At 54.9% G+C, this 21105-nt stretch carries 25 protein-coding genes; 15 read left to right on the top strand and 10 right to left on the bottom strand.

All coding sequences use genetic code 11. The features are described from left to right. Positions 1 to 8 precede the first annotated feature (8 nt). The 6 genes from ACO6S1_RS05805 to ACO6S1_RS05780 form a co-directional block, all read right to left on the bottom strand. Complete coding sequence (locus ACO6S1_RS05805) at positions 9 to 659, bottom strand: hypothetical protein (protein ID WP_422345374.1); 651 nt, start codon at positions 657 to 659, stop codon at positions 9 to 11. 89 nt (positions 660 to 748) lie between these two features. Next, complete coding sequence (locus tag ACO6S1_RS05800; RefSeq protein WP_422345373.1) at positions 749 to 1285, bottom strand: demethoxyubiquinone hydroxylase family protein; 537 nt, start codon at positions 1283 to 1285, stop codon at positions 749 to 751. After that, on the bottom strand, positions 1278 to 1763 hold the full coding sequence (locus ACO6S1_RS05795) for a disulfide bond formation protein B (RefSeq protein WP_422345372.1): 486 nt from the start codon (positions 1761 to 1763) through the stop codon (positions 1278 to 1280). Before ACO6S1_RS05795 ends, ACO6S1_RS05800 begins: the two co-directional genes overlap by 8 nt. 10 nt (positions 1764 to 1773) lie before the next feature. Then, positions 1774 to 3138, bottom strand: coding sequence for a S41 family peptidase (locus tag ACO6S1_RS05790; protein ID WP_422345371.1), 1365 nt, complete (start codon positions 3136 to 3138; stop codon positions 1774 to 1776). 335 nt (positions 3139 to 3473) lie between these two features. Continuing rightward, positions 3474 to 3896 (bottom strand): bactofilin family protein, encoded by a 423-nt coding sequence (locus tag ACO6S1_RS05785; protein ID WP_422345370.1) that lies wholly within the window; start codon positions 3894 to 3896, stop codon positions 3474 to 3476. Next, positions 3889 to 5082, bottom strand: coding sequence for a M23 family metallopeptidase (locus ACO6S1_RS05780; RefSeq protein WP_422345369.1), 1194 nt, complete (start codon positions 5080 to 5082; stop codon positions 3889 to 3891). Before ACO6S1_RS05780 ends, ACO6S1_RS05785 begins: the two co-directional genes overlap by 8 nt. Before the next feature lie 254 nt (positions 5083 to 5336). On the opposite strand from ACO6S1_RS05780, the gene ACO6S1_RS05775 reads away from it, so the two are divergent. The 5 genes from ACO6S1_RS05775 to ACO6S1_RS05755 all read left to right on the top strand — a co-directional run bounded on the left by ACO6S1_RS05775 (position 5337) and on the right by ACO6S1_RS05755 (position 9308). Further along, positions 5337 to 6590, top strand: a complete 1254-nt coding sequence (locus ACO6S1_RS05775) for a glutamate-5-semialdehyde dehydrogenase (RefSeq protein WP_422345368.1) — start codon at positions 5337 to 5339, stop codon at positions 6588 to 6590. 10 nt (positions 6591 to 6600) lie between these two features. Continuing rightward, positions 6601 to 7242, top strand: coding sequence for a nicotinate-nucleotide adenylyltransferase (locus ACO6S1_RS05770; protein WP_422345367.1), 642 nt, complete (start codon positions 6601 to 6603; stop codon positions 7240 to 7242). Between the two features lie 95 nt (positions 7243 to 7337). Further along, on the top strand, positions 7338 to 7664 hold the full coding sequence (gene rsfS, locus ACO6S1_RS05765) for a ribosome silencing factor (RefSeq protein ID WP_422346148.1): 327 nt from the start codon (positions 7338 to 7340) through the stop codon (positions 7662 to 7664). A 20-nt stretch (positions 7665 to 7684) separates the two neighbouring features. Beyond that, positions 7685 to 8107 (top strand): 23S rRNA (pseudouridine(1915)-N(3))-methyltransferase RlmH, encoded by a 423-nt coding sequence (locus tag ACO6S1_RS05760; RefSeq protein ID WP_422345366.1) that lies wholly within the window; start codon positions 7685 to 7687, stop codon positions 8105 to 8107. A gap of 4 nt (positions 8108 to 8111) precedes the next feature. Next, complete coding sequence (locus ACO6S1_RS05755) at positions 8112 to 9308, top strand: murein hydrolase activator EnvC family protein (RefSeq protein ID WP_422345365.1); 1197 nt, start codon at positions 8112 to 8114, stop codon at positions 9306 to 9308. Between the two features lie 41 nt (positions 9309 to 9349). On the opposite strand, the gene ACO6S1_RS05750 is transcribed toward ACO6S1_RS05755, so the two are convergent. Next, complete coding sequence (locus tag ACO6S1_RS05750; protein ID WP_422345364.1) at positions 9350 to 10858, bottom strand: YifB family Mg chelatase-like AAA ATPase; 1509 nt, start codon at positions 10856 to 10858, stop codon at positions 9350 to 9352. A gap of 207 nt (positions 10859 to 11065) precedes the next feature. On the opposite strand from ACO6S1_RS05750, the gene ACO6S1_RS05745 reads away from it, so the two are divergent. From ACO6S1_RS05745 to dapE, 9 genes are all read left to right on the top strand, one after another. Further along, entirely contained in the window at positions 11066 to 11791 is a 726-nt protein-coding gene (locus ACO6S1_RS05745; RefSeq protein WP_422345363.1) for a hypothetical protein, read from the top strand. Between the two features lie 153 nt (positions 11792 to 11944). Next, positions 11945 to 12283 carry a hypothetical protein gene (locus tag ACO6S1_RS05740; RefSeq protein ID WP_422345362.1) on the top strand — a complete coding sequence of 113 codons (339 nt, stop codon included), beginning with the start codon at positions 11945 to 11947 and terminating at the stop codon, positions 12281 to 12283. Positions 12284 to 12425: 142 nt separating this feature from the next. After that, positions 12426 to 12560 (top strand): 50S ribosomal protein L34, encoded by a 135-nt coding sequence (gene rpmH / locus ACO6S1_RS05735; protein ID WP_422345361.1) that lies wholly within the window; start codon positions 12426 to 12428, stop codon positions 12558 to 12560. A 32-nt stretch (positions 12561 to 12592) separates the two neighbouring features. Beyond that, entirely contained in the window at positions 12593 to 12988 is a 396-nt protein-coding gene (rnpA, locus tag ACO6S1_RS05730) for a ribonuclease P protein component (protein WP_422345360.1), read from the top strand. Positions 12989 to 12994: 6 nt separating this feature from the next. Further along, positions 12995 to 13207 (top strand): membrane protein insertion efficiency factor YidD, encoded by a 213-nt coding sequence (yidD, locus tag ACO6S1_RS05725; protein ID WP_422345359.1) that lies wholly within the window; start codon positions 12995 to 12997, stop codon positions 13205 to 13207. A gap of 64 nt (positions 13208 to 13271) precedes the next feature. Further along, positions 13272 to 15086 carry a membrane protein insertase YidC gene (gene yidC / locus ACO6S1_RS05720; protein ID WP_422345358.1) on the top strand — a complete coding sequence of 605 codons (1815 nt, stop codon included), beginning with the start codon at positions 13272 to 13274 and terminating at the stop codon, positions 15084 to 15086. Then, positions 15083 to 15703, top strand: a complete 621-nt coding sequence (yihA, locus tag ACO6S1_RS05715) for a ribosome biogenesis GTP-binding protein YihA/YsxC (RefSeq protein WP_422345357.1) — start codon at positions 15083 to 15085, stop codon at positions 15701 to 15703. Before yidC ends, yihA begins: the two co-directional genes overlap by 4 nt. Before the next feature lie 50 nt (positions 15704 to 15753). Continuing rightward, positions 15754 to 16425 carry a glutathione S-transferase family protein gene (locus ACO6S1_RS05710; RefSeq protein ID WP_422345356.1) on the top strand — a complete coding sequence of 224 codons (672 nt, stop codon included), beginning with the start codon at positions 15754 to 15756 and terminating at the stop codon, positions 16423 to 16425. A gap of 8 nt (positions 16426 to 16433) precedes the next feature. After that, positions 16434 to 17576 carry a succinyl-diaminopimelate desuccinylase gene (dapE, locus tag ACO6S1_RS05705; protein WP_422345355.1) on the top strand — a complete coding sequence of 381 codons (1143 nt, stop codon included), beginning with the start codon at positions 16434 to 16436 and terminating at the stop codon, positions 17574 to 17576. Between the two features lie 95 nt (positions 17577 to 17671). Here the strand turns inward: dapE and ACO6S1_RS05700 are convergent, their stop codons facing one another. Genes ACO6S1_RS05700 through ACO6S1_RS05690 form a run of 3 tightly spaced genes read right to left on the bottom strand, consistent with a single transcriptional unit; the run spans position 17672 to position 20233 of the window. Further along, a complete protein-coding gene (locus ACO6S1_RS05700) occupies positions 17672 to 18232 on the bottom strand; it encodes a Smr/MutS family protein (RefSeq protein WP_422345354.1) in 561 nt (186 codons plus the stop codon). A gap of 5 nt (positions 18233 to 18237) precedes the next feature. Next, the gene (locus ACO6S1_RS05695) at positions 18238 to 19542 is read right to left on the bottom strand and encodes a murein transglycosylase A (protein ID WP_422345353.1); all 1305 of its coding nucleotides are present in this window, start codon (positions 19540 to 19542) and stop codon (positions 18238 to 18240) included. A 28-nt stretch (positions 19543 to 19570) separates the two neighbouring features. Next, on the bottom strand, positions 19571 to 20233 hold the full coding sequence (locus tag ACO6S1_RS05690) for a Tim44/TimA family putative adaptor protein (RefSeq protein WP_422346147.1): 663 nt from the start codon (positions 20231 to 20233) through the stop codon (positions 19571 to 19573). A 336-nt stretch (positions 20234 to 20569) separates the two neighbouring features. On the opposite strand from ACO6S1_RS05690, the gene secB reads away from it, so the two are divergent. Continuing rightward, positions 20570 to 21082 (top strand): protein-export chaperone SecB, encoded by a 513-nt coding sequence (gene secB, locus ACO6S1_RS05685; RefSeq protein WP_422345352.1) that lies wholly within the window; start codon positions 20570 to 20572, stop codon positions 21080 to 21082. Positions 21083 to 21105: the final 23 nt, after the last annotated feature.

Raw genomic sequence — 21105 nt, 5'->3', positions numbered from 1 at the left:
ACTATAGTTTATTCATCATCCGCAGGAACCGGCGGCGGCGTGTCATCAGCCACCGGAGGAACGGCAAGATCATTGCCGGCCCGACTCTCGACATTTGACGCTTCCAAAGCCTCGGCATCTTGCGCTTCTAACCGTGCGCGCGCCTCGGCCGCGCCCGCTTCGCGGGCTTCGCGCTGCGCTTCAATTTCGCGGAGGCGCTCTTCCACTGCTTCGGCCTCTCCATCAATGCGCGCCAGTCGTTTCTGACGCTCTTCCTCGATCAACCGGCCCCAGTTGACGGTGTCATCCTGCCCTTTTTCGGCATAAGCCTGTGTCAGCAATTTCTGCGTGCAGCCGGTAAAACCGCCAGCACCCGTAGGTGAGCAGCTTTGCGTACCGTCTTTTCCTACATATTCATAAGAGCGGACACGTTCTGCCCAGGCGTCATTTTTCGGATCATTGGGATCCGCGCGCAACGTTTCGGGAATCCGGTATCGTTCCGATTCGTCTTTGCGCGCGCAGACAACAATTTCGCCATCCGTACTCTGAGGGCAGGGATCGTCACCATAGATAACCAACTGGTTAACCCGGTCTCCAGCCTCGTCCTGAGCCATTGCGGGTGTTGCCAAGATACCGCCTGTTAGCAGTAATGGAGCGGAAAGAAGAGCTGCTTTAATCATGATAATCCTTTGCCACCGACTGAATGAACCCGCGCTGAAGGGTAATAATCCGACCGATATGGTTTGGCCAATCAATTCCGCCTGGCCAATCAGATCCGCTTGGAAAGCCCTATCGCGACTTTGCAACCCAGCCGGATCGCAGCACTCAGGACCGGATAGCCCGGGGTTTCTTCTGCGCCAGCCTCAATCGCAGTCTGTTTATGCTCCAGTTCCTCTTCGCGAAACTCCGCAATCTTACTGAGCAGTTCAGGGTCATCTTGCGATTCCAGCTGTTCCATCTGCTCCTGATAATGCAGGTCAATTTCGGTTTCCACAGCAGCGGTACAGGCCATGGCAGCGCGCGGCCCCATGATTGCGGTTCCAGCCCCCAGAGCATAGCCCGCCGCTTTCCAGAACGGTTGCAGCAGAGTAGGTCTCACGTTGCGCTCAACAATCATGCGATCAAATGCGTCGAGGTGGCGTTGCTCCTGCTCCGCCATATGGTGGATCGCACTGCTGTCAGGCGCATCATCACCCATCACGGCGAGTTGCCCCTTGTAGATTTGCGCTGCGCCATATTCACCGGCCTGGTTGACCCGGATCATCGATGCGATATCTGCTTTGGCTTTGCCCAGTGTATCAGCCATGCTGCAAGTCCTTTCGACCCTTTGCCATCAATATCAAGATGAGCATGGCGCCGCCCACAGACAAGAGAAAATTATAGCCGGCCAGTGATATGCCAAAGAGCGTCCAAGGCGCGACATCACAGCGCACCAGCGGTGCGTTCATTATGGAGTCGAGCATGTCCCCGCCCGCCGGCAAGTTGGTCGCACAGGATGTGATTCCCTCCCACCAGCCATATTCCACACCGGCATGGAAACCGCCGATCATTCCGCTGGTAGCTATGGCGAGCGCAGCGATCACGATCAGAACGCCGGACCATTTGTTATTGCGTAGTATGATGGCGCCCAGTCCCAGGAAAAACGCAGCCCAATGGGGCCAGCGCTGCCACATGCACATTTCGCAGGGATAAAGGCCAAAGACATATTGGCTGATCAAGGCCCCGCCGAGCAAAGCCCCCGGAATGATCAGAGACAGCCACAAGGCTGCACGGGAAAGGATCATATCCTGATTCCTAGTTTTTAGCGGTTGCCGCTTTCACTGACTTTTTTGTCGACGCCTTGTTCATTGCGACTTTCAGCCCCTCTGGCCCCAATCGCCCGATGGTCTGCAGGGCGTAATGCAACTGAAAATCCTCAATGCCTTCTTTTTCGAGCTCTTCTGCAGTCTTCGCGAAACGCGGATCGTCCTTGGTATCTTCTTCCAGAACATCATCTTCCAACTTCACTTCGTTGATGAGATGTTTGCGCAAATCGGATTCACGAAACCGCGGACGGGTCTTGTAATCAGGGTCAGACAATTGCGGCACAATGATATCCGGCTCAATGCCGCCTTCCTGCACAGATTTGCCGGACGGGGTATAATAACGCGCGGTGGTCAGGCGCAGGGCCGAGGTATTGGAGAGCGGCAACAATGTCTGCACCGATCCCTTGCCAAAGCTGCGCTCACCCATCACCAGCCCGCGATGATGGTCCTGCAAAGCGCCTGCAACGATTTCAGAAGCCGACGCAGAGCCGGCATCAATCAAGACAATGACCGGCAGGCCGTTGGCCGCATCGCCGCTTTTCGCGAAATAGCGCTCAATATCGGATTTCGAACGACCGCGCTGCGATACGATTTCGCCGCGTGACAGAAATACATCAGAGACATTGACCGCCTCGTCCAGCAAACCACCCGGATTGGAGCGCATATCCAGAATATAGCCGAGTGGCTTTCTGCCGAGCGATTTATCGATACTGGAAATCGCCGCCCGTACATCGGCACCGGTATCATTCGAGAAACTGTTAATGCTGATCACGCCAATCTTGTCTTTGATTTCCCAGGTCACGGGCTTCAGATCAATGATTGCACGGTTCATCGATACGTCAAAAGGCTTGTCCCGGCCTGGCCGTACAATCGTCAATTTGATCGGTGAGCCCGGCTTGCCGCGCATTTCTTCGACCGCTTCATCCAGCGAACCGCCATAGATCAGTGCGCCGTTGATATGGGTGATATAATCGCCGGCTTTGACGCCGGCCTTGTCCGCAGGTGTGTCCTTAAACGGCGCAATCACTTTTACCGCGCCGTCTTCCATCGTTACCGACAAGCCAAGGCCGCCATAATTTCCATCCGTCTGCGTCCGCAGATTTTCAAAATCACGGGCATCGAGAAAACTGCTATGCGGGTCAAGGCTGCCTAGCATGCCATTTATCGCACCCTTGATCAGGTCTGCGTCATCCACTTGATCAACATAATCGGTGCGCACCCGGTCAAACACGCTCATAAACTGTTCCATCTCGCGATAGGTATTCGCGTCAACGGCAGAAATGGCAGAGGTGGTCGCGGGCAACAGCGCGACGGTCAATACCAGAGCGGTGGCTTGCAGAAGGGGCTTTTTCATATTTGGAGTCCTGTGAATCTCAATATCACGCGAATATAGGCGTTAAACAGGGATAATGCCAAGCACCTTAACCAACTATGACGATCAGGCGCTTTCCTACATCACCTGAATTGTAATATTCTCAGTCCGGCTCTTTCTCAGTTTTGAATATCAAACCATATCAACCACGGGTCGAAAGCACAGTGGCTAAAGACAAGGAAAGCTTGACAAAAACAGGTGTGAATTGTGTGAACTTTGGAACTGTGAACAGGATTTGTAAGCAGCAGTGATGACGCAACCCATCGGGCCTGCAAAGGCCAAAAAAAACTGTGTCAACTTTGCCGGAAAAACGGTGTTTAGGCCGCTCTATCGTCCGCTGTCAGTTCCAATGATGGTGCTTTTTTCGCCATATCGACAGTGGTCTTTGCCAGATTCGGGGATTTCGCACTCTTATGCTTGAACTTGCCATCGACATGGCCGCCTTGTTCAATAGTGACATTTTCATAAGATACATCACCGCCAATGCGGGCGCTGGAACTGATAACCAGATCGCCGGCTTCGATGGAGCCTTCTACCGCTCCCGACAAGCTGGCATTTTGCGCAATGATCGCACCCTGAATCTTGCTCGATGGCCCTTGAACTAGCGACAGGCATCTGATGTCACCAATCACTTCGCCGTCGATATGCAGATCAACTTTGGCATCGATGTTGCCGGTTATTGTAATGCCGTCTCCGATGATGGAGAAGCTCGATCCGTTGCTTGCGCTGCTTCTAGCCACGGCTGGAGCCTGACTTTTCGGTACGCTTCGTTGGTGCGCTTGTTCGCTGTCTTGCGACGGCTTGGATTTTGAGAACATCTGTATTCGCCTCCAGAAATGGTCTTGGGTTCACTGCTTTGCCGTTCAGCCGTACTTCGAAATGAAGATGCGTGCCGGTTGAACGGCCGGTGCTTCCCATTGCCCCAACTTGTAATCCTTGTTTCACTTTTTGACCAGTGGTCACATGAATTTTGGAAAGATGCGCATAGCGCGTCATCAAGCCATTGCCATGGGTGATTTCAACGGTTTTGCCATAACCCGATTTCCAACCAGCATGGGTAATCGTACCGCGGGCCGCCGACAAAATAGGCTGTCCATGCGGTCCTTTGAAATCGATACCGCTGTGCATCGCTCCGCCGCCGGTAAACGGATCACGGCGATAACCGTAACCACTCGACATCATGTTAATGTCCGCTGGCATGGCAGATGGAATGGTCAACAATGTGCGTTCCAGTTGATCCATCCGCACCAGCGCGTTGTTCAAACGCTCCAGCGTCGGGTGCAATTGCTTGTCTTCATCATCAAAAAACGGGATGAGCGGGCCACCAACCGCATTGCCAGACGCTTTGGTAAGCGTGGCAGGGTTGAGCCCAAATCTGCGAATTGCAGCTTCTGCATCGGCCGTGCGCTTCATCGCCGCGCGCGTTAGTTTGCGGGCAAAAGCGATCTGACGGGCCTCCACCTTCGCTAGAAACGCCGCTTCCGGAAAGGCCGCGCTGATCTTGTCAGTATTTTCAGACAGTTTTTTGTCGGTATCCGCGGCTTCGTTAGCTATTGCTGCATTATCGCCAAAATGTTCCTTGAACATATCGTCGAGTATATCTTGACGCTGGCTGAGATCACTCGCCACGCCATCGATTGATTCTTTGTAAGCTGCAACCCGGCTTTGGCTGCTGTTTACAGCGGCCTCTTTTTCAGCCAACGCCATCCGTTCGCTGGTTACCGTCAATTGATTGACCGTCATCGCCAGAGTGATGATCAGCCAAAGACTGATGACCACGGCAACAGTGATTGCAACCCGTTTTTGCAACTGTCCTGAAATCGTAAGGAATCGAACCTGTCCATTGGCGCGCATAAAAAATTCGCGATCTGTGAACATATGATCCAATCGGGCGAAAAGCCCTTCCTTGGTTTTTTGATTGTGCATGACCCGTATACTCTTACTAATCCCCGAAGCCGCGCTAGCAGAGGCTTGTTAACGGCGCGAATCATGGGGATGCGAGTCGTGACGAGTCGAAACAGGTATGCGGTGAGTTGCAAAATTAATGTAAAATTAACCGACATTAGCTGATTTTTTCGATTCGTTTGTGCGATTTATCACAATCTCAAAGAGCAATTTTTGCACCCTTTCGACTTCAATTTTGCCTACTATGACGTCAACAGTCATGCTAGCAGCAGCGCATGAGCGATTACAAAGACTTGATGACCGATATGGGTGAACGCGCGCGCGGCGCCTTTGCCGCGCTGTCTGGCATCACAAGCGCCCAGAAAGCAGAGGCTTTGGTAGCGGCAGCATCTGCTTTGCGCCACAGTCAGCCTGGGATACTCGCTGCCAATGCGCAAGACATGATAAAGGGGCGCGAAAATGGTCTGAGCGACGCCATGCTGGACCGTTTGATGATTGATGCAGAGCGGCTTGACGTCATAGCGTCTGCGGTTGAACAAGTGGCGGCGCTTCCAGACCCGGTTGGCGCAATAATCGACCGGAATGAGCGGCCCAACGGCCTCATTATGGAGCGCGTGCGAGTGCCGCTTGGCGTCATCGGTATAATCTACGAAAGCCGCCCTAATGTGACGGCAGATGCCGCGGCCTTGGGATTGCGATCGGGCAATGCGGTCATCTTGCGCGGGGGATCAGAGGCCATGGAAAGCAACCGGGCAATTCATGCCGCGATGGTTGCCGGGGTTACGGCGGCTGGCTTGCCGGAACATGCAATACAACTAGTCCAGACGACGGACCGGGCCGCTGTTGGGGCGATGCTGAAAGCCGCTGGCCTGATCGACATCATCATTCCGCGCGGCGGCAAATCGCTAGTGGCACGGGTGCAGGAAGAAGCACGGGTTCCCGTGCTCGCGCATCTGGATGGTATTTGCCATACCTATATCGGAAAGGCAGCGGATCAGGACAAAGCCATCGCCATTGCGGTGAACGCCAAAATGCGCCGCACCGGAATTTGCGGAGCGATGGAAACATTGCTGGTCGATCAGGATTATCCGGCTCCTGGGCCTCTTTTGAGAGCTCTACTCGATGCAGGTTGTGAAGTACGCGGGGATGATGCGATCATGGAGCTTGATCCGCGCACGGTATCGGCTGAAGCGGAAGACTGGGATACCGAATATCTTGCCCCGATCGTGGCGGCAAGGATGGTCGGCGGCGTGGATGAGGCACTGGCTCATATTGCCGATCATGGCTCCCATCATACCGATGTTGTGGTGACAGAAGACGAGGCAGTGGCCAACCGGTTCATTCAGCATGCGGACAGTGCGATCGTCATGTGGAATGCCTCCAGCCAGTTTGCCGACGGCGGTGAATTTGGCTTGGGCGCAGAAATTGGCATTTCCACTGGCCGCCTGCATGCGCGCGGTCCCGTCGCCTTGGAAGGTTTGACGACTTACAAATGGGTCGTGCGCGGAACAGGGCAGATACGACCTTGAGATATGGTCCGTGAAAACCACCGGCCTCCTAGGTGGCTCCTTTAACCCTGCCCATGGTGCGCATCGCTCGATCAGTCTGTTCGCGATGGAGGAATTGGCGCTGGATGAGCTGTGGTGGCTGGTGTCGCCGGGGAACCCCTTGAAAGAGGGCTCAAAGGACATGGCGCCTCTGGGCGCACGGCTGGCATCGGCCCAGAAAATGGCGCGGCGCAGCGCCATTCGGCCTACTGCTATCGAACAAAGCCTCGGCACCCGTTATACTTATGACACTCTCTTGGCGTTGGTCCGGCGCTATCCGAAGCGGCAATTTGTCTGGATCATGGGGGCGGACAATCTGGCGCAATTCCACCGGTGGAAAGACTGGCGGAAAATAGCGCGATTATTGCCGATTGCAGTTATCGCGCGGCCCGGCTATGATGATGATGCTTTTGCGGCACCCGCAATGGCTTGGCTCCGGCGCTCTGTCCGGCCTGCGAGCCAGCGTAGGAACTGGACTAATTGGAGTACGCCAGCGCTGACATTTTTGCGCTATCGTCCCGACCCCCGCTCGGCCACCGCGATCCGGATGGCTCGGCCCCATTGGCACAAACAATATGCTGATCGCTGCGTTCGCGACGCCGTGACACGCAATTTGGTTTGCCAGACAGATTGATAGGATTTGAATTGACGAAATCGAAAAGCAAAGCTCTGAAATCGGCCACTTCCAAAGAAGGAAGAGCTGAATCAGATGCCCTTTATGCGTTGGTGATGAAATCTCTCGACGATGATCAGGCGCAGGATATTGTCTCGATTCCGCTCGAAGGAAAAAGCAATATTGCCGACCATATGGTCATCGCAGAAGGGCGTTCGACTCGACAAGTTGCATCAATGGCCCAAAAACTGGCCGAGCGCGTCAAGCAAGCCGGGGGAGAAGCCCGGATTGAAGGTCTTGCCAATGCCGACTGGGTCCTGATCGACGCAGGCGATGTCATAATCCATCTCTTCCGCCCCGAAGTCCGCAGTTTCTACAATCTGGAACGCATGTGGGCGGTTGGCGAAGAAGATGCTTCGGAATCAGAGGCGGCGGAAGCCTAGCCCAGACAGATTTATCGGCCATGAGACTTCATATCGTTGCACGCGGAAAAATTGGCCGCAGCCCCGAACAGGAGTTGGTCGAGCGCTATATGAAGCGAATCAACTGGGAGATGAAACTGAGCGAGTTGCCTGAGCAAGGCGGCAAAGCACCGAAAATCAGTGATCAAACGAAAATCATCGCACTGGATGAAACCGGCGAAAACTGGACCAGCAAAGCCTTTGCCGAGTTATTGAATCGTTGGCGCGACAATGGCGTGCGTGAAGCACGCTTCCTGATCGGTGCAGCAGATGGTTTGACTGAAGAAGAACGCAATAGCGCGGATCATTTCTTTTCTTTCGGCAAGGCTACCTGGCCGCATCTGATGGCCAGAGCGATGCTCGCAGAGCAATTATTCCGCGCGACAGCCATTATCGCCAACCATCCCTATCATCGGGAGGGCTGAATAGATGCTTCGCTGGCTTTTTCTTCCACTCGGCGTAGCCGCGCTGGGCGCTGTTTTTACAGCCGCGCTGCCAGCGCAAACACGAAGTCTTTCGCTCAGCGAAGAACAGCAAGCGCTGGTAACTGCGCGCGAGCAATCGGAAAGAGCCCGCCAACGCAGTGATGCGCTGCGCCGTCAGGCAGAGGCTGCGACCAATGCAGAAGAGCGGATCAGTATCGAAGCGGCGGCTCTGGCCGCTCGCATTCAGGCTGCGGAAGCCGATAATCGCGCTGCGCGCTCCCGGATCGCCATTGTCGAACAGCTGCAAGAAACCCAGCGGGCGCGTCTGGCAGAAAAACAGCAGCCGGTGGTCCGTCTCACTGCCGCTTTACAGATGATGACACGCAAGCCAACCGCGGTCGCGCTTGTCGAACCGCGGTCGCTCGATGAGCTAATCTATATCCGCTCGATCATGTCCGCGGTCATCCCGGAAATCGAGGAACGTACCGCGAGTTTACGCCGCGAAGTGGAGCAAGGCGAAAAGCTGCGCGCCCAGTCAGCGCGCGCGATTGCATCGCTGAACGAAAGCCAGCAACGCCTTGCTCTGCGGCGCAAGCAACTCGCAAGCCTCGAAGCCAACGAACGGGTCGACGCGCAACAATTTTCCAATGATGCCGGCCTCGAACAGGACCGCGCCTTGGCCTTGGGCGAAGAGGCGAGAGACATTTTGGACCTGATGGACCAGATCCGCGAAAGCGGCGTCGTCCGTCAATCTTTGGCTCAGCTTGATGGACCATTGCTTCGCCCGAGCCAAAATGGTGATCGCCCGATTAAGCCCGAGGTTAGCAACAACAATGTCGAGAGCGCTTATCGGCTTCCGGTGATTGGCAACATCGTTACCGGCCTTGGAGAAGTATCGGATAGCGGATATCGCTCTCGTGGCCTCACGATCGCAGTAGATCCCGGCGCGCAGATTGTAGCACCAGCCGCAGGCCGCGTGGCCTTTTCAGGGCGCTATCGCGGCTATGGCAATATCCTGATCATTGAGCATGACGCGAACTGGACAAGCCTTATCACCAATCTAGCTACGACGAGCGTCAAGGTGGGTGACCGCGTGGTACAAGGGGCTCCGGTGGGAAGGTCAGGCCAGGATGATCCCAACGTAACGGTGGAACTGCGTCGCAATGGCCGGCCAATAGACATTGCCGCGCTGATCGGCTGATCGGAATCTTCCAAACAATTGTCACCTGATCTTCCAGATACCTAGTTTCGCGGAGGTTGACGGCGATAGCTGAGAGCTTCGGCCACATGGGCCCGGCCAATCTGTGCCACGCCTGCGAGATCGGCAATCGTCCGCGACACCCTCAAAACCCGTGTATAGCCGCGCGCAGAAAGGCGCATGGTTTCAGCTGCTTGCGCCAGAAGTCGCCGTCCAGGTTCATCCGGAGTAGCAAATTTTTCAAGCGCTTTGCCATCAATCCCGGTGTTTGTCCGAATATCAAGATCAGCATAGCGTTGCGCTTGCAAGTCTCTGGCGCGCGCCACGCGGGCGGCCACGACATCGGAACCTTCGGTGGGCCGAGGCATGGTCAGATCAGCCGCGGAAAGTGCTTCCACCTCAATATGCAGATCAATCCGGTCCAGCAAAGGTCCCGACACCTTTGCCTGATAGTCTGAAGCACATTTGGGCGCCCGCGAACAGGCCAGCGCCGCATCCCCGAGATGCCCGCAACGGCAGGGATTCATAGCCGCCACCATCTGCACCCGCGCCGGAAAAGTGACATGGGCGTTGGCTCGCGCAACGCTGACTTCACCGGTTTCCAGGGGCTGACGTAGGGAATCGAGCACCGCGCGCTGGAATTCCGGCAACTCGTCGAGAAACAAGACGCCCAGATGAGCCAAGCTGACCTCTCCGGGACGGACCTTGAGGCCGCCGCCAACCAATGCGGCCATCGATGCGCTGTGATGTGGTGCGCGAAATGGACGCGCGCGACTCATTTGGCCGCCTTCCAGCGTTCCCGCGACACTGGCAACCATTGAGACTTCCAGAGCTTCAGCTGGCGAGAGCGGCGGTAGAATCCCCGGCAAGCAAGATGCGAGAAGCGACTTGCCCGATCCCGGCGGCCCATTCATTAGCAGATTATGCCCGCCAGCTGCTGCAATCTCCAAGGCGCGTTTGGCGGTTTCCTGACCCTTCACATCTTTCAAATCCGGGCCATGATCAGGCTCTGGTGCGGCGCCGGCCTGCGGCGGGCTGAGAACCGCCTGACCCTTGAAGTGATTGAGCAAGGCAAGCAGGCCGTGTGGCGCCAATATCTCGACGTCGCCTGCCCAGGCCGCCTCCGGACCCTGCGAAGCCGGACAAATCAGTCCCAGATGAGCGCCCGATGCATGGAGTGCTGCGAGCAGGACGCCCGGCGTGGCGGCAAGTCTGCCATCCAGAGCCAGCTCCCCGACGACCACATACGCTGCCAATGTCTCGGCATCAATAATGCCCATAGCTCCAAGCAAAGCCAGCGCTATCGGCAGGTCATAATGCGACCCCTCTTTGGGCAAATCAGCGGGTGACAGGTTGATCGTGATCCGCTTGGGCGGCAGCGACAGACCCAGCGCAGCTATCGCCGCTCGAACACGTTCCCGGCTTTCGGCTACAGCTTTATCGGGCAATCCAACGACGTTGAATGCGGGCAGGCCGGGCGCAACCTGACACTGCACCTCCACCGCTCTTGCTTCGAGACCAAGATAAGCGACGGTGGATACCAGTGCTACCATATCATACCGCCATATCTGCTTGTCATCCCCGGGAACAGTGGCAAGGCGAATCGCCAGAGTCGAGCAGGAACAATCGCATGGCCGAAACCGTCAAGATCGCGGTACTTTGGCCGACAACCAGGGCAATTCTTGGTTAATTTTCCGCAAACCAACCGTTTCTACATTTTAGCAAGCGCTGTCTGGCAATAACGGCTCATGGAAAGTGGAATGATATCAAAAGCGGCATTTGATCAGCCGGTCAAGGAACAGACACCCGGACTGTGGGTGATGGTCTTTGCGGCAATCGCGCTACTTTTGATACCTGCCAGCCCTGCGCAGGCAGGAGATGCCAGCTATACCGTCACAGAGACGATCGAAACCTTTGAATATGACATCGTCGAACCCGCGCATGAAGAAGACGATTGGTCTTATACATCCGCGCAAGCCCTTTTCGGCCCTTTTCGGGTGATATCCGACGATACCGCCGAAATGTCCGGCACGGTCGACAGCCATTCTCCCGCCCTGTTTGCAAAAATGTTGCAGCAATATCCGGATATAAGGCGGATCGAGATGATCGATTGCAACGGATCAATAGATGAAGAAGCCAATTTGAACCTTGCTCGGCAAATCCGCCGTGCCGGTATCAGCACACATGTCCCTTCGCGCGGTTCGGTAAGATCGGGAGCGGTTGAGCTGTTTCTTGCAGGAGTCCGCAAAACCGCAGACCCGGGTGCTGAATTTGTCGTCCATAGCTGGATTGATGAAGACGGCCGAGAAGCGAATGATTTTCCACCCACTGATCCGGTACATGCCGAATATCTAACCTACTATGCCGAAATGGGAATTCCAGCAGACAAGGCGCTGGCATTCTATGCGCTGACAAACAGTGTGCCTTTCGCTGAACAGCTCAAGCTCTCCCGCACAGACCTGGCGCGCTTTCAGCTGTTGCACTAAAGGCAATAGTCACATTCAGATTTACGGGTGAGGCGATTCTGTTTCGTCTTCCATTCATGCTATATGCATAAAATAGAATGATAATCGACAAGCAGCGTGATTTATTCGACCGCGCGACTTGCAGGTTGCGTGGCCATGCATCACATAGAAAGTATGAAAGTGGATATAGACGAAAAGCTGAAGAAAAAACGGTTGCGATACACGTCCGGTACGCGATTCGCGCTGTCGATTCTTGGCTTCACGCTTATGCTGCTGTCCCCAATCGTTGGTGCCATTCCTGGGCCCGGCTTTATCATCATGTTCCCGCTTGGACTGGCGCTGGTATTGCAAAATTCGCGTTGGGCGAAGAAACGCTACGCTGATTTCAAGCGGCGTTTTCCGAAATATGCCCAATGGACCGATTGGGCCATGCGCCGCAAACGGCACAAGACGCTGCCTGACGATTTTGAGTTGCCAATATTTGGCAAGGTGAAAACCAAGTCGGAAAGTTGAATTTTTTGCCCCTATTTTTTTTGGAGGCATAGCGGGCTAATGCTTGACTTTCCGCGGCTGCACACTTATCCGCAGCCTCAACAAGGTGGCCGCAGCTTATAGCGGCCTTTTTTATCGAAATTTTATACGTAGGATAAACGCGATGAAGCGCACATTTCAACCGAGCTGCCTGGTCCGCAAACGGCGCCATGGTTTCCGCGCCCGCAAAGCGACCGTCGGAGGCCGCAAAGTACTGGCCGCCCGCCGTAACCGTGGCCGCAAGAAACTCTCTGCCTAAGGCATCTGCTCCGGCAGAAACCGGGTGATGCGGTGATCAAGCCGCAGCCTCAACTTATCGACAATCAAGAAACCGTTCGCGATATCCAAGTGATTCGCAAACGCCCTGATTTCCTTGCGGCGAATCGCGGCAAGCGATTCGTGACCGCGAGCTTCGTTTTGCTCGCATATCAACGTCCGGCGGGCCATTTAGCGGCACCGGAAACAATTCGCTACGGTATTACAGTGACCAAGAAGATTGGCAACGCGGTGGCACGCAACCGAATGAAGCGCCGCTTTCGGTCTTTGCTCGCTGAGTTACTGCCGCAATTCGGCATAAAGGGTGCGGATCATATCATGATTGGCCGCAAACAAGATGGAGAGCAGGATTTCGCCGCGATGAAATCAGATCTTGAAAAAGCGCTGAAAAATCTCGCGAAAAAGCTGTAAAAATCCATGTTGAAAGCTATTTTCATCTTCTTCGTACGCTGCTGGCAATGGGGCCCGTCGCGTATTTTACCGCCGACCTGCCGCTATAGCCCCACCTGCTCGGCTTATGCGATTGAAGCCATCGAAAAACACGGTGCAATTAGGGGTGGCTGGTTGGGCGCGAAACGGCTATTGCGCTGTCATCCTTGGGGGAGCTCTGGTTATGACCCGGTTCCTTGAACCCAATTGGCACCAGTCTTACTTGGTGTAAAATCGATCTTTGAGCCAGAATTTAGGAATTAGTGTGGACGACAAGCGTAACATCATCATGGCGGTCTTGCTAACCGGTATCATCCTGTTTGGCTGGCCGGTTCTGATGGAAACATTTTTCCCGGATATGGTGAACAAGAATGAAGCTGTGGAACAGGCCGAGGAAGCAGCCGCTGAGCCGATAAATGGCTCTGCTCCGGCGGTTTCAACCACACCAGGTTCGGCCACCATTGGGGCGGATGCCGCAGTCGGCACGATCCGCAAGCTGCCGGTCGTCCTCGCAGAAAGTCCCCGCGTTGCGATCGAAACACCGCGCCTCAAAGGCTCGATTAACCTAAAAGGCGCGCGGTTTGACGACCTGACGCTGACCGATCACACGACAGAGCTGGCCAAAGACAGCCCACCTGTGCGCCTGTTCTCGCCATCGGGTACAAAAAACGCCTATTTCAGCCGCTTTGGCTGGGCTGGCGACGGCGTTGCACTGCCGGATGACAATACCGTGTGGAACGCCGACAAGGGCAAATTGACGCCGGAATCGCCAGTCACATTAAGCTGGGCAAATGACGCCGGGCAAACATTCGCGATCACATTGTCCATTGATGAAAATTATCTGCTCACCGCCGAACAAAGCGTGACCAATCGCGGCGAAAACGCGATTGCGCTTAATCCCTTTGGTATTATCAGCCGGGTGCGCGACCTCGACAATGTCCCGCCGGGCGAAGCGGATAGCTGGACGATCCATATCGGCCCGATGGGTGTATTTGATGGCGTCGCCAATTTTGATACCGATTATGAAGATGTCGATGAAGCAGGTGCCAATGGCATCGCGGCAAATGCGACCAAGGGCTGGATCGGTTTTACCGACAAATATTGGCTCGGCGCACTGATCCCTGTCGGCAATGCGAAAGTAGAAGCCAAATTTCGCGCAGGTAAGGGTGATGTTTACCAGGCTCAGATCGCCCGCGAAAATGCCCAGGTGATTGCACCGGGCAAAGTACTCAACACGACAACACGACTATTTGCCGGCGCCAAGGAAACCGCGCTTCTCGACACCTATAAAGAGCAATATGATATCACCCTGCTGGACCGCGCGGTGGACTGGGGCTGGTTCTACTGGTTTGAAAAGCCGCTTTTCTATCTGCTCGACTGGCTATTCAAATTTTCCGGTAACTTTGGCGTTGCGATCATATTGATGACTTTTGTCGTGCGCGGGATCATGTTCCCGATTGCACAGAAACAATTCGCCTCCATGGCCCAAATGCGCGCCGTGCAACCAAAAATGAAGAAGATCCAAGAAAAATATAAGGAAGACAAGCAGAAGCAGCAGCAGGAAATCATGAAGCTGTATAAGGATGAAAAGGTCAATCCGCTCGCCGGCTGCTTGCCCATCTTCCTGCAAATTCCGATTTTCTTTGCGCTCTATAAAGTGCTGATGCTCTCGATCGAAATGCGCCATCAGCCGTTTACGCTGTGGATCAAGGATCTGTCGGCGCCCGATCCGCTGACGCCGGTCAACCTGTTCGGCCTGATCCCGTTTGATCCGCCAAGTTTCCTCGCCGTCGGCATATTGCCGATCCTGATGGGCATCACCATGCACTATCAGTTCAAGCTGAACCCGCAGCAAATGGATCCGATGCAGCAGCAGATTTTCGGTCTGATGCCGTGGATATTGGTGTTCATCATGGCGCCATTTGCCGCTGGCTTGCAACTCTACTGGACTGTGTCCAACATCCTCACCATTGCGCAGCAAAAATGGCTCTATTCGCGCCATCCACAGCTGAAAGAGCAAATGGCGAAAGATGCTGAGGAAAAGGCGAAGAAGGCCGCGGAAGAAAAAGCGGGCGCATGACCCCTCTTCATCCGAAAATCTTTTCCGGGCCGATTTCTTTCCTGAAATCGGCACCGCAACTGCAGTTTTTGCCGGACCCGACGGTACCCGAAATTGCCTTTGCGGGTCGGTCTAATGTTGGCAAGTCATCGCTGATCAATGCGCTGACCGGTCGCAACGGGCTTGCGCGGACATCCAATACGCCGGGGCGAACCCAGGAACTCAATTTCTTCGATATCGGTGACCCGCTGATCTTCCGGATATGCGATATGCCTGGCTATGGTTTTGCCAAAGCCCCGCCCAAAGTGGTCCAGAAATGGCGTTATCTGATCAACGACTATCTGCGTGGGAGGCAAGTACTCAAGCGTACCTTTGTGCTGATTGATTCACGCCACGGCATCAAGAATACTGACGAAGACGTGCTGGAGATGCTCGACAAGGCAGCGGTCAGCTACCGGATCGTGATGACCAAGGCCGACAAGGTCAAAGCCAATGAACTGGAGGCAACGAAAGAAAAAGTCATTGCTGCAGCAAAAAAACATCCCGCTGCACATCCTGATCTGATCGTTACATCATCAGAGAAAAAGCAAGGCATTGATGAATTGCGTATGGCGGTGCTCGAGGCCGTTCAAATATAGTCTGCATTTGTTACTCGACTTCGCCTGAAACCACCGGCTAATATACCAACATGAAACTGATAATCGGAAACAAAGCCTATTCCAGCTGGTCCATGCGTGGATGGCTCGCCTGCAAACAATCCGGCCTCTCGTTCGAAGAGCTCACCGTGCCGCTTTATGGTGAAGACTGGGATGACATGCGAACCAGCGAAAATTTTGCGCCATCTGGAGGCAAGGTGCCTATTTTGTGGGATGGCGAAAGTGTAATCTGGGATAGCCTGGCGATTATCGACTGGCTCGCCGACAAAACCCATCGCGATCGCTTCTGGCCAAAGGACGAAACCGCGCGCGGTATGGCCCGGTCGATGGCCGCAGAAATGCACAGCGGTTTCTTGGCTCTGCGCAAACAATGCCCCATGAATACCCGCAAGCGCTTTGAGGGTTTGAAGTTCAGTCCCGAAGTGCTTCAGGACGCCGCCCGCATCATGCAGCTATGGGCGCAGGCGCGGGCACGCTTTGGCAGGGGTGGACCATTTCTATTCGGAACTTTTGGTGCTGTCGACATCATGTATGCACCGATAGTGTCACGTTTTCAGACTTACGGTGTTCAGGTCCCCGGTTTTGCGGCATCCTATATGGACACCATGTTAGGCCATGACTGGATGATGGAGTGGATGGATGCTGCCGAAGAGGAACCTTGGGTGATCGAACATTTTGACACCCCAGAAGCAGCACAAGGCTGAGCGCTAACATGAGTGACAATAGCGCCCTTGAACTGGCGAAGCGCCTGATAGCCTGCCCAAGCATTACACCCGCAACCGGCAGTGTTTTTGATGAAATGCAAGATATGCTGGAACCGCTGGGTTTTGAGGTATCGCGGTTTATTGCGGGTGATCGGCCAGAGGACGAGGGTCTGGGTGGAGCGGTCGAAAACCTCTTCGCGATCCGCAAGGGTGCCCCAGGTACCCGTCATTTTGCATTTGCCGGGCATCTTGATGTGGTGCCGCCGGGCGAAGGCTGGGCCACCGAACCGTTCGTTCCTGAAGTCAAAGGCGATCTGCTCCACGGACGCGGCGCGGTCGATATGAAGGGCAGTATTGCCGCTTTTGTCAACGCCCTGCACCGCCTACCAAGCGACCTCGGCACCATCAGCCTGATTATAACCGGTGATGAAGAAGGCCCGGCACGTTTCGGTACGGTTGCGCTGATGGACTTGATGGCGGAACGTGGCATTACGCCTGATCTTTGTCTGGTGGGCGAACCCACATCGGTAAACCGGTTGGGCGATATGATGAAAATCGGTCGGCGCGGATCGGTCAATATGTGGATCACCGTTAACGGCATGCAAGGCCACGTCGCCTATCCTCATCTAGCCGACAACCCGATCACCAAGCTCGGCAAAATCCTGAGCGAAATTGACGCGATCAAACTGGATGAAGGCACCGACTGGTTTCAGCCAAGCAATATCGAATTTACTGATCTCAGTGTTGGCAATCCTGCGCATAATGTTATCCCCGCCAAGGCCGAAGGACGCTTGTCGATCCGGTTTAATGACCAGCATAGCGGCGATAGCCTGAGCGCCCTGGTCCGTGAGATAGTCGAGCGCCATGGGGGCGAACTCAATCCGATTATTTCGGGCGAACCCTTTCTGACACCGCCGGGCGAACTGTCCGGGTTGATTGCAGCAGCCATCACCGAAGTGACCGGCGTGGAACCGGAATTATCGACAACCGGTGGCACGTCTGACGCGCGGTTTCTGTCGAAAATTGTGCCGGTAGTAGAATTCGGGCTGTGCAATGCCACGATGCATAAATTGGATGAAGCTGTCGCAGTGGATGATCTGGATCAGCTGGCGAACATATATGCTTTGGTGGTGAAACGGGCTTTGGCCTAACGATTTTGTGCTCCGCACGTGATGCAGAGCCCACGGTTACAGAGCGTGGCAGCCATACTAGGCTTCGCATGAAGTGCGGAGCATCGTTGCGTACATTATCGCCGTCGCCGCAATATGATATAGAGCGCCCCTGCGCCGCCATGCCGTGGATGAGCACGCCGGACTGCCGCTATATGCGACGCATGGCGCGACGCCGCCAACCAGTCGGAAATGGCTGCGCGAATAGCACCACGACCACCTTCTCGCCGCCGCTCTTCGTCAGTCCGCGCTTTGCCAGTGATCAACAATATTGCGCGGTGGCCCGCCGCAATACTTAATTCCAGCGCGCTATCCAGCCGGCCATGGGCCGAAGACAAGGTATAGCCATGCAGGTCAATGGTCACATCCGGTTGCACCACACCCTTGTTCAGGCGGCGGTCCCAGTGACCATCAAGGCCCGCTTTTTCCGGAACCGCCACCTGATCGCGCAACGGAATCGCCCTTGTCGATGCGCCGCCAAATGTTTCCGCCGTTATCGGGCCACGCCGTTCGGGCAGTTTTTTAGCGACAGGTAAGGATTTGACCCGGCTGACGCGCGCCTGATCCAGTGGCTCAACTGTCTCGATGACTTTTTGCCATAGCGCCTTTTCACCGGCGGTTAGAGGCCGGTCAGCCATGCGACCTAGTAGCCTTGCCTTGTCTGGAGAAGCTTGGCGACACTGCCCTTGGGCAGGAAGATAAGCGCCTGTCCGCGCGACGACATGCCGCCAGCAATTTGTGCCGCCTCTTCGCCTGCGCCCCAGAAAGTATCAAACCGGTTCGAACCTTTGATCGCTCCCCCGGTATCCTGCGCAACCCAAAGGCCGTCTGCGATATTATGCTCCATATCCAGAAACACGGGTGCGCCAAGCGGAACGAATTTGGGATCGGTTGCGACCGATGTCCGGCCAACAACCGGATGACCCATAGCGCCTAGCGGGCCGGGGCCTGTGAGTTCGCGAAAGAAGATATAGCTCTTGTTTTCGCGCATGATCTTGCGCCCCTCTTCGGGATTTGCGCGCAACCATTCGACAATACCCTGCATGTTGGCCTTGCCATCGGCAAGCAGGCCGCGTTCGCGCATCACCCGGCCGATGCCGGTATAGTCACGGCCATTCTGTCCGTCATAGCCAATCCGCATGACTGAACCGTCGGGCATGGCGATCCGGCCCGAACCCTGGATTTGCAAAAAGAAAAATTCGATATGATCAGACGCCCAGGCCAACTCGAGACCCTTGCCTTCCAACGCACCATCATCAATCTGCGCGCGTTCTTCAAACGGCACCAACCGCGTGCCATTGATTTTGCCCCGGATACGCTTGTCCTTCAAATCTTCCGAAAATAGGCCAAGATCAACATCGAGCAAATTGGTTGGGCGCCGGTAAATCGGAACCTGACTGCCATTGTTGCGCACGCGCGATCCCTGAATCTGGGGTTCAAAATAGCCGGTGGCAAAGGCTTTGCCATCTCCAACCTGCACCGCTTCAAAATAGCGTTCAAAAAATTGTCGTGCGTCATCTTCCGGCCAGTTGGTTGCAGCCTCGCAGGACTGACGCCAATCTTCACCCTGGGTCAGGCCGCTATTGTCGGTGCGACGCACCAAAGACGAACAGCTGGTGCGGAACGATTGCAGCGCCGCGCGTGCCTTTACCGGTTGCAAGTTGAGCGATGCTATATCGCGACCGAGAGCAATTCCAGCTCCGGTGGCTCTGGTGTCGTCATCAGAAATGGGAGTGACTTGGTCAGAGGCAATGGCTTCAATTGTTCCCGCCGTTTGCCGGACCGGGGTTTGCCAAACCGTTGGGCGCGTTGGCTGAGAGACCGGTTGCGGGCCCGCAACCCATTCCCCGCCTTCAGGCGGTGCACCGCGGGCTGTTCCTTCCGGGATAATGGATAGCGAACAGGCGCTAACAAGCGCCATCGCGCCAAACAATCCCCCGATTTTCATAATCTTAGTGCTGAGTTCCGCGAACGCGTTAAGCTTCATCGGTCTCGTCAAGAATCCAGTTCGGATTGGCGCTGGAAAGATCACGCATGAAGGTCCAAACATCATGCGTCTCCACGGCATCCGTCAATGAGCCACCGATCAGTTTGCCGTCCTTGTCTTTAACGACAGCAGCAATATCGGCATCAAAACGTACGGTGATACGAGCCATCGGCCGATCATAATCAGCATCAGCAATGCGCGCGTCTTCGATCCGCACCAGCCGGTTTTCAAGAATCTCGCCGTTCTTTTCCCGCGCTTCAATAGCGGTGATAAAGCTTTCATAGACATCATCATCACACAATTCTTTGAGCTGTTCGCGGTCTCCGGTCCAGAAAGCCTCCAAAATCATATCATAGGCCGCCTTGGCACCTTCGACAAAGCGACCGGCGTCAAAATTGCGATCAGCATTGATGATGGCGCGTATGCCCGATTCGGCTGCGGCGTCATAGATCATCGCCGGTTGCGGTGCAGGAGCCGGCGAAGCTGGCACGATATCCGGAATAGGACCATCGCGATTATCTTCGCGCGCGGTCCGATCCTGAGGACGCTTATCCAAGCCGTTCTCTATGTTTCGGGGGGTATGCTCCTGTTCATGACCGGTGCGTTTTCCCAATACGGAATAGAGGCGCAGGCCCAGAAAAGCAGCTACCATCGCTAACAGAACAATCTCGATAGTCACGATATCTCCAATATCTCAAATTCCCCTCTACATAGGCAGGAATTGCGCCAGTTTCAAATGGCTTTCTCTTTTCCGGCGCGTATTTCGCGATCTGTTGTCTGCTTTAAGGAGCTCTTATCGGCTAAACTAAGCCAAGCTTTGTGAATATGGCCTTACGGAATATTACTGATGCCCGCCGCTTATCGACTGGAAGAGCAGACATATTTGAGGCATTGCCCTGCCTCTAATCCCCTGCTAGGCGCGCTGCAAACGGGGCGTTGCGATACTTCCTCGACATTATGATTCTATTTTTCCGAAAGGACGAGCCAAATGGCTGACGAAAATGACAATATCACCACTCCAGAAACGGCAGCCAATGGGGCTGACAATCAACCACAAATCGGTGTTATCTCGCAATATGTGAAAGACCTTTCAGTCGAAAACCCAAATGCTCCCGATGTTTATCAGTGGGAAACCCAGCCACAGATTGATGTTCAGTTCAATATCGGTTCGAAGCCGGTTTCGGATGAGGTTAATGAAGTTGAGCTGAAAATCGATGTGGTAGCAAAAGCGGACCAAGGCATCGCCTTTCAGGTTGAGCTGCTTTACTGCGGCCTTTTCGGATTGCGCAATGTCTCTGATGAACAAGCCCATCCGTTCCTGTTTGCTGAAGCACCGCGCTTGCTCTTCCCATTTGCTCGCGCAATCATTTCCGACGCCGTACGCGATGCCGGATTCCAGCCACTGATGCTTGAGCCGATTGACTTCACCGCACTCTATATGCAGCAGCGTGAGCAGCAAGCCGCGATGCAATCTGGAGAACAACCGGTTGGTAACGCCTGAGCATAACGTCTTCAGGGGCATGA

Source organism: Parasphingorhabdus sp. (assembly GCF_965233695.1).
Classification (GTDB): Bacteria; Pseudomonadota; Alphaproteobacteria; order Sphingomonadales; family Sphingomonadaceae; genus Parasphingorhabdus.
This window is presented reverse-complemented; position numbering and strand designations above follow the sequence as displayed.

Excerpts from the sequence above, each read along its gene's own strand:
- ACO6S1_RS05790 (WP_422345371.1), bottom strand. The coding sequence starts at position 3,138 with ATGAAAAAGCCCCTTCTGCAAGCCACCGCTCTGGTATTGACCGTCGCG.
- ACO6S1_RS05690 (WP_422346147.1), bottom strand. The coding sequence starts at position 20,233 with ATGGTAGCTGCTTTTCTGGGCCTGCGCCTCTATTCCGTATTGGGAAAA.
- ACO6S1_RS05750 (WP_422345364.1), bottom strand. The coding sequence starts at position 10,858 with ATGGTAGCACTGGTATCCACCGTCGCTTATCTTGGTCTCGAAGCAAGA.
- ACO6S1_RS05710 (WP_422345356.1), top strand. The coding sequence starts at position 15,754 with ATGAAACTGATAATCGGAAACAAAGCCTATTCCAGCTGGTCCATGCGT.
- ACO6S1_RS05760 (WP_422345366.1), top strand. The coding sequence starts at position 7,685 with ATGAGACTTCATATCGTTGCACGCGGAAAAATTGGCCGCAGCCCCGAA.
- ACO6S1_RS05755 (WP_422345365.1), top strand. The coding sequence starts at position 8,112 with ATGCTTCGCTGGCTTTTTCTTCCACTCGGCGTAGCCGCGCTGGGCGCT.
- yihA (WP_422345357.1), top strand. The coding sequence starts at position 15,083 with ATGACCCCTCTTCATCCGAAAATCTTTTCCGGGCCGATTTCTTTCCTG.
- ACO6S1_RS05740 (WP_422345362.1), top strand. The coding sequence starts at position 11,945 with ATGAAAGTGGATATAGACGAAAAGCTGAAGAAAAAACGGTTGCGATAC.
- ACO6S1_RS05795 (WP_422345372.1), bottom strand. The coding sequence starts at position 1,763 with ATGATCCTTTCCCGTGCAGCCTTGTGGCTGTCTCTGATCATTCCGGGG.
- ACO6S1_RS05805 (WP_422345374.1), bottom strand. The coding sequence starts at position 659 with ATGATTAAAGCAGCTCTTCTTTCCGCTCCATTACTGCTAACAGGCGGT.
- secB (WP_422345352.1), top strand. The coding sequence starts at position 20,570 with ATGGCTGACGAAAATGACAATATCACCACTCCAGAAACGGCAGCCAAT.
- ACO6S1_RS05780 (WP_422345369.1), bottom strand. The coding sequence starts at position 5,082 with ATGCACAATCAAAAAACCAAGGAAGGGCTTTTCGCCCGATTGGATCAT.
- dapE (WP_422345355.1), top strand. The coding sequence starts at position 16,434 with ATGAGTGACAATAGCGCCCTTGAACTGGCGAAGCGCCTGATAGCCTGC.
- yidD (WP_422345359.1), top strand. The coding sequence starts at position 12,995 with ATGTTGAAAGCTATTTTCATCTTCTTCGTACGCTGCTGGCAATGGGGC.
- ACO6S1_RS05800 (WP_422345373.1), bottom strand. The coding sequence starts at position 1,285 with ATGGCTGATACACTGGGCAAAGCCAAAGCAGATATCGCATCGATGATC.
- ACO6S1_RS05695 (WP_422345353.1), bottom strand. The coding sequence starts at position 19,542 with ATGAAAATCGGGGGATTGTTTGGCGCGATGGCGCTTGTTAGCGCCTGT.
- rsfS (WP_422346148.1), top strand. The coding sequence starts at position 7,338 with ATGAAATCTCTCGACGATGATCAGGCGCAGGATATTGTCTCGATTCCG.
- ACO6S1_RS05700 (WP_422345354.1), bottom strand. The coding sequence starts at position 18,232 with ATGGCTGACCGGCCTCTAACCGCCGGTGAAAAGGCGCTATGGCAAAAA.
- rpmH (WP_422345361.1), top strand. The coding sequence starts at position 12,426 with ATGAAGCGCACATTTCAACCGAGCTGCCTGGTCCGCAAACGGCGCCAT.
- ACO6S1_RS05775 (WP_422345368.1), top strand. The coding sequence starts at position 5,337 with ATGAGCGATTACAAAGACTTGATGACCGATATGGGTGAACGCGCGCGC.
- ACO6S1_RS05745 (WP_422345363.1), top strand. The coding sequence starts at position 11,066 with ATGATATCAAAAGCGGCATTTGATCAGCCGGTCAAGGAACAGACACCC.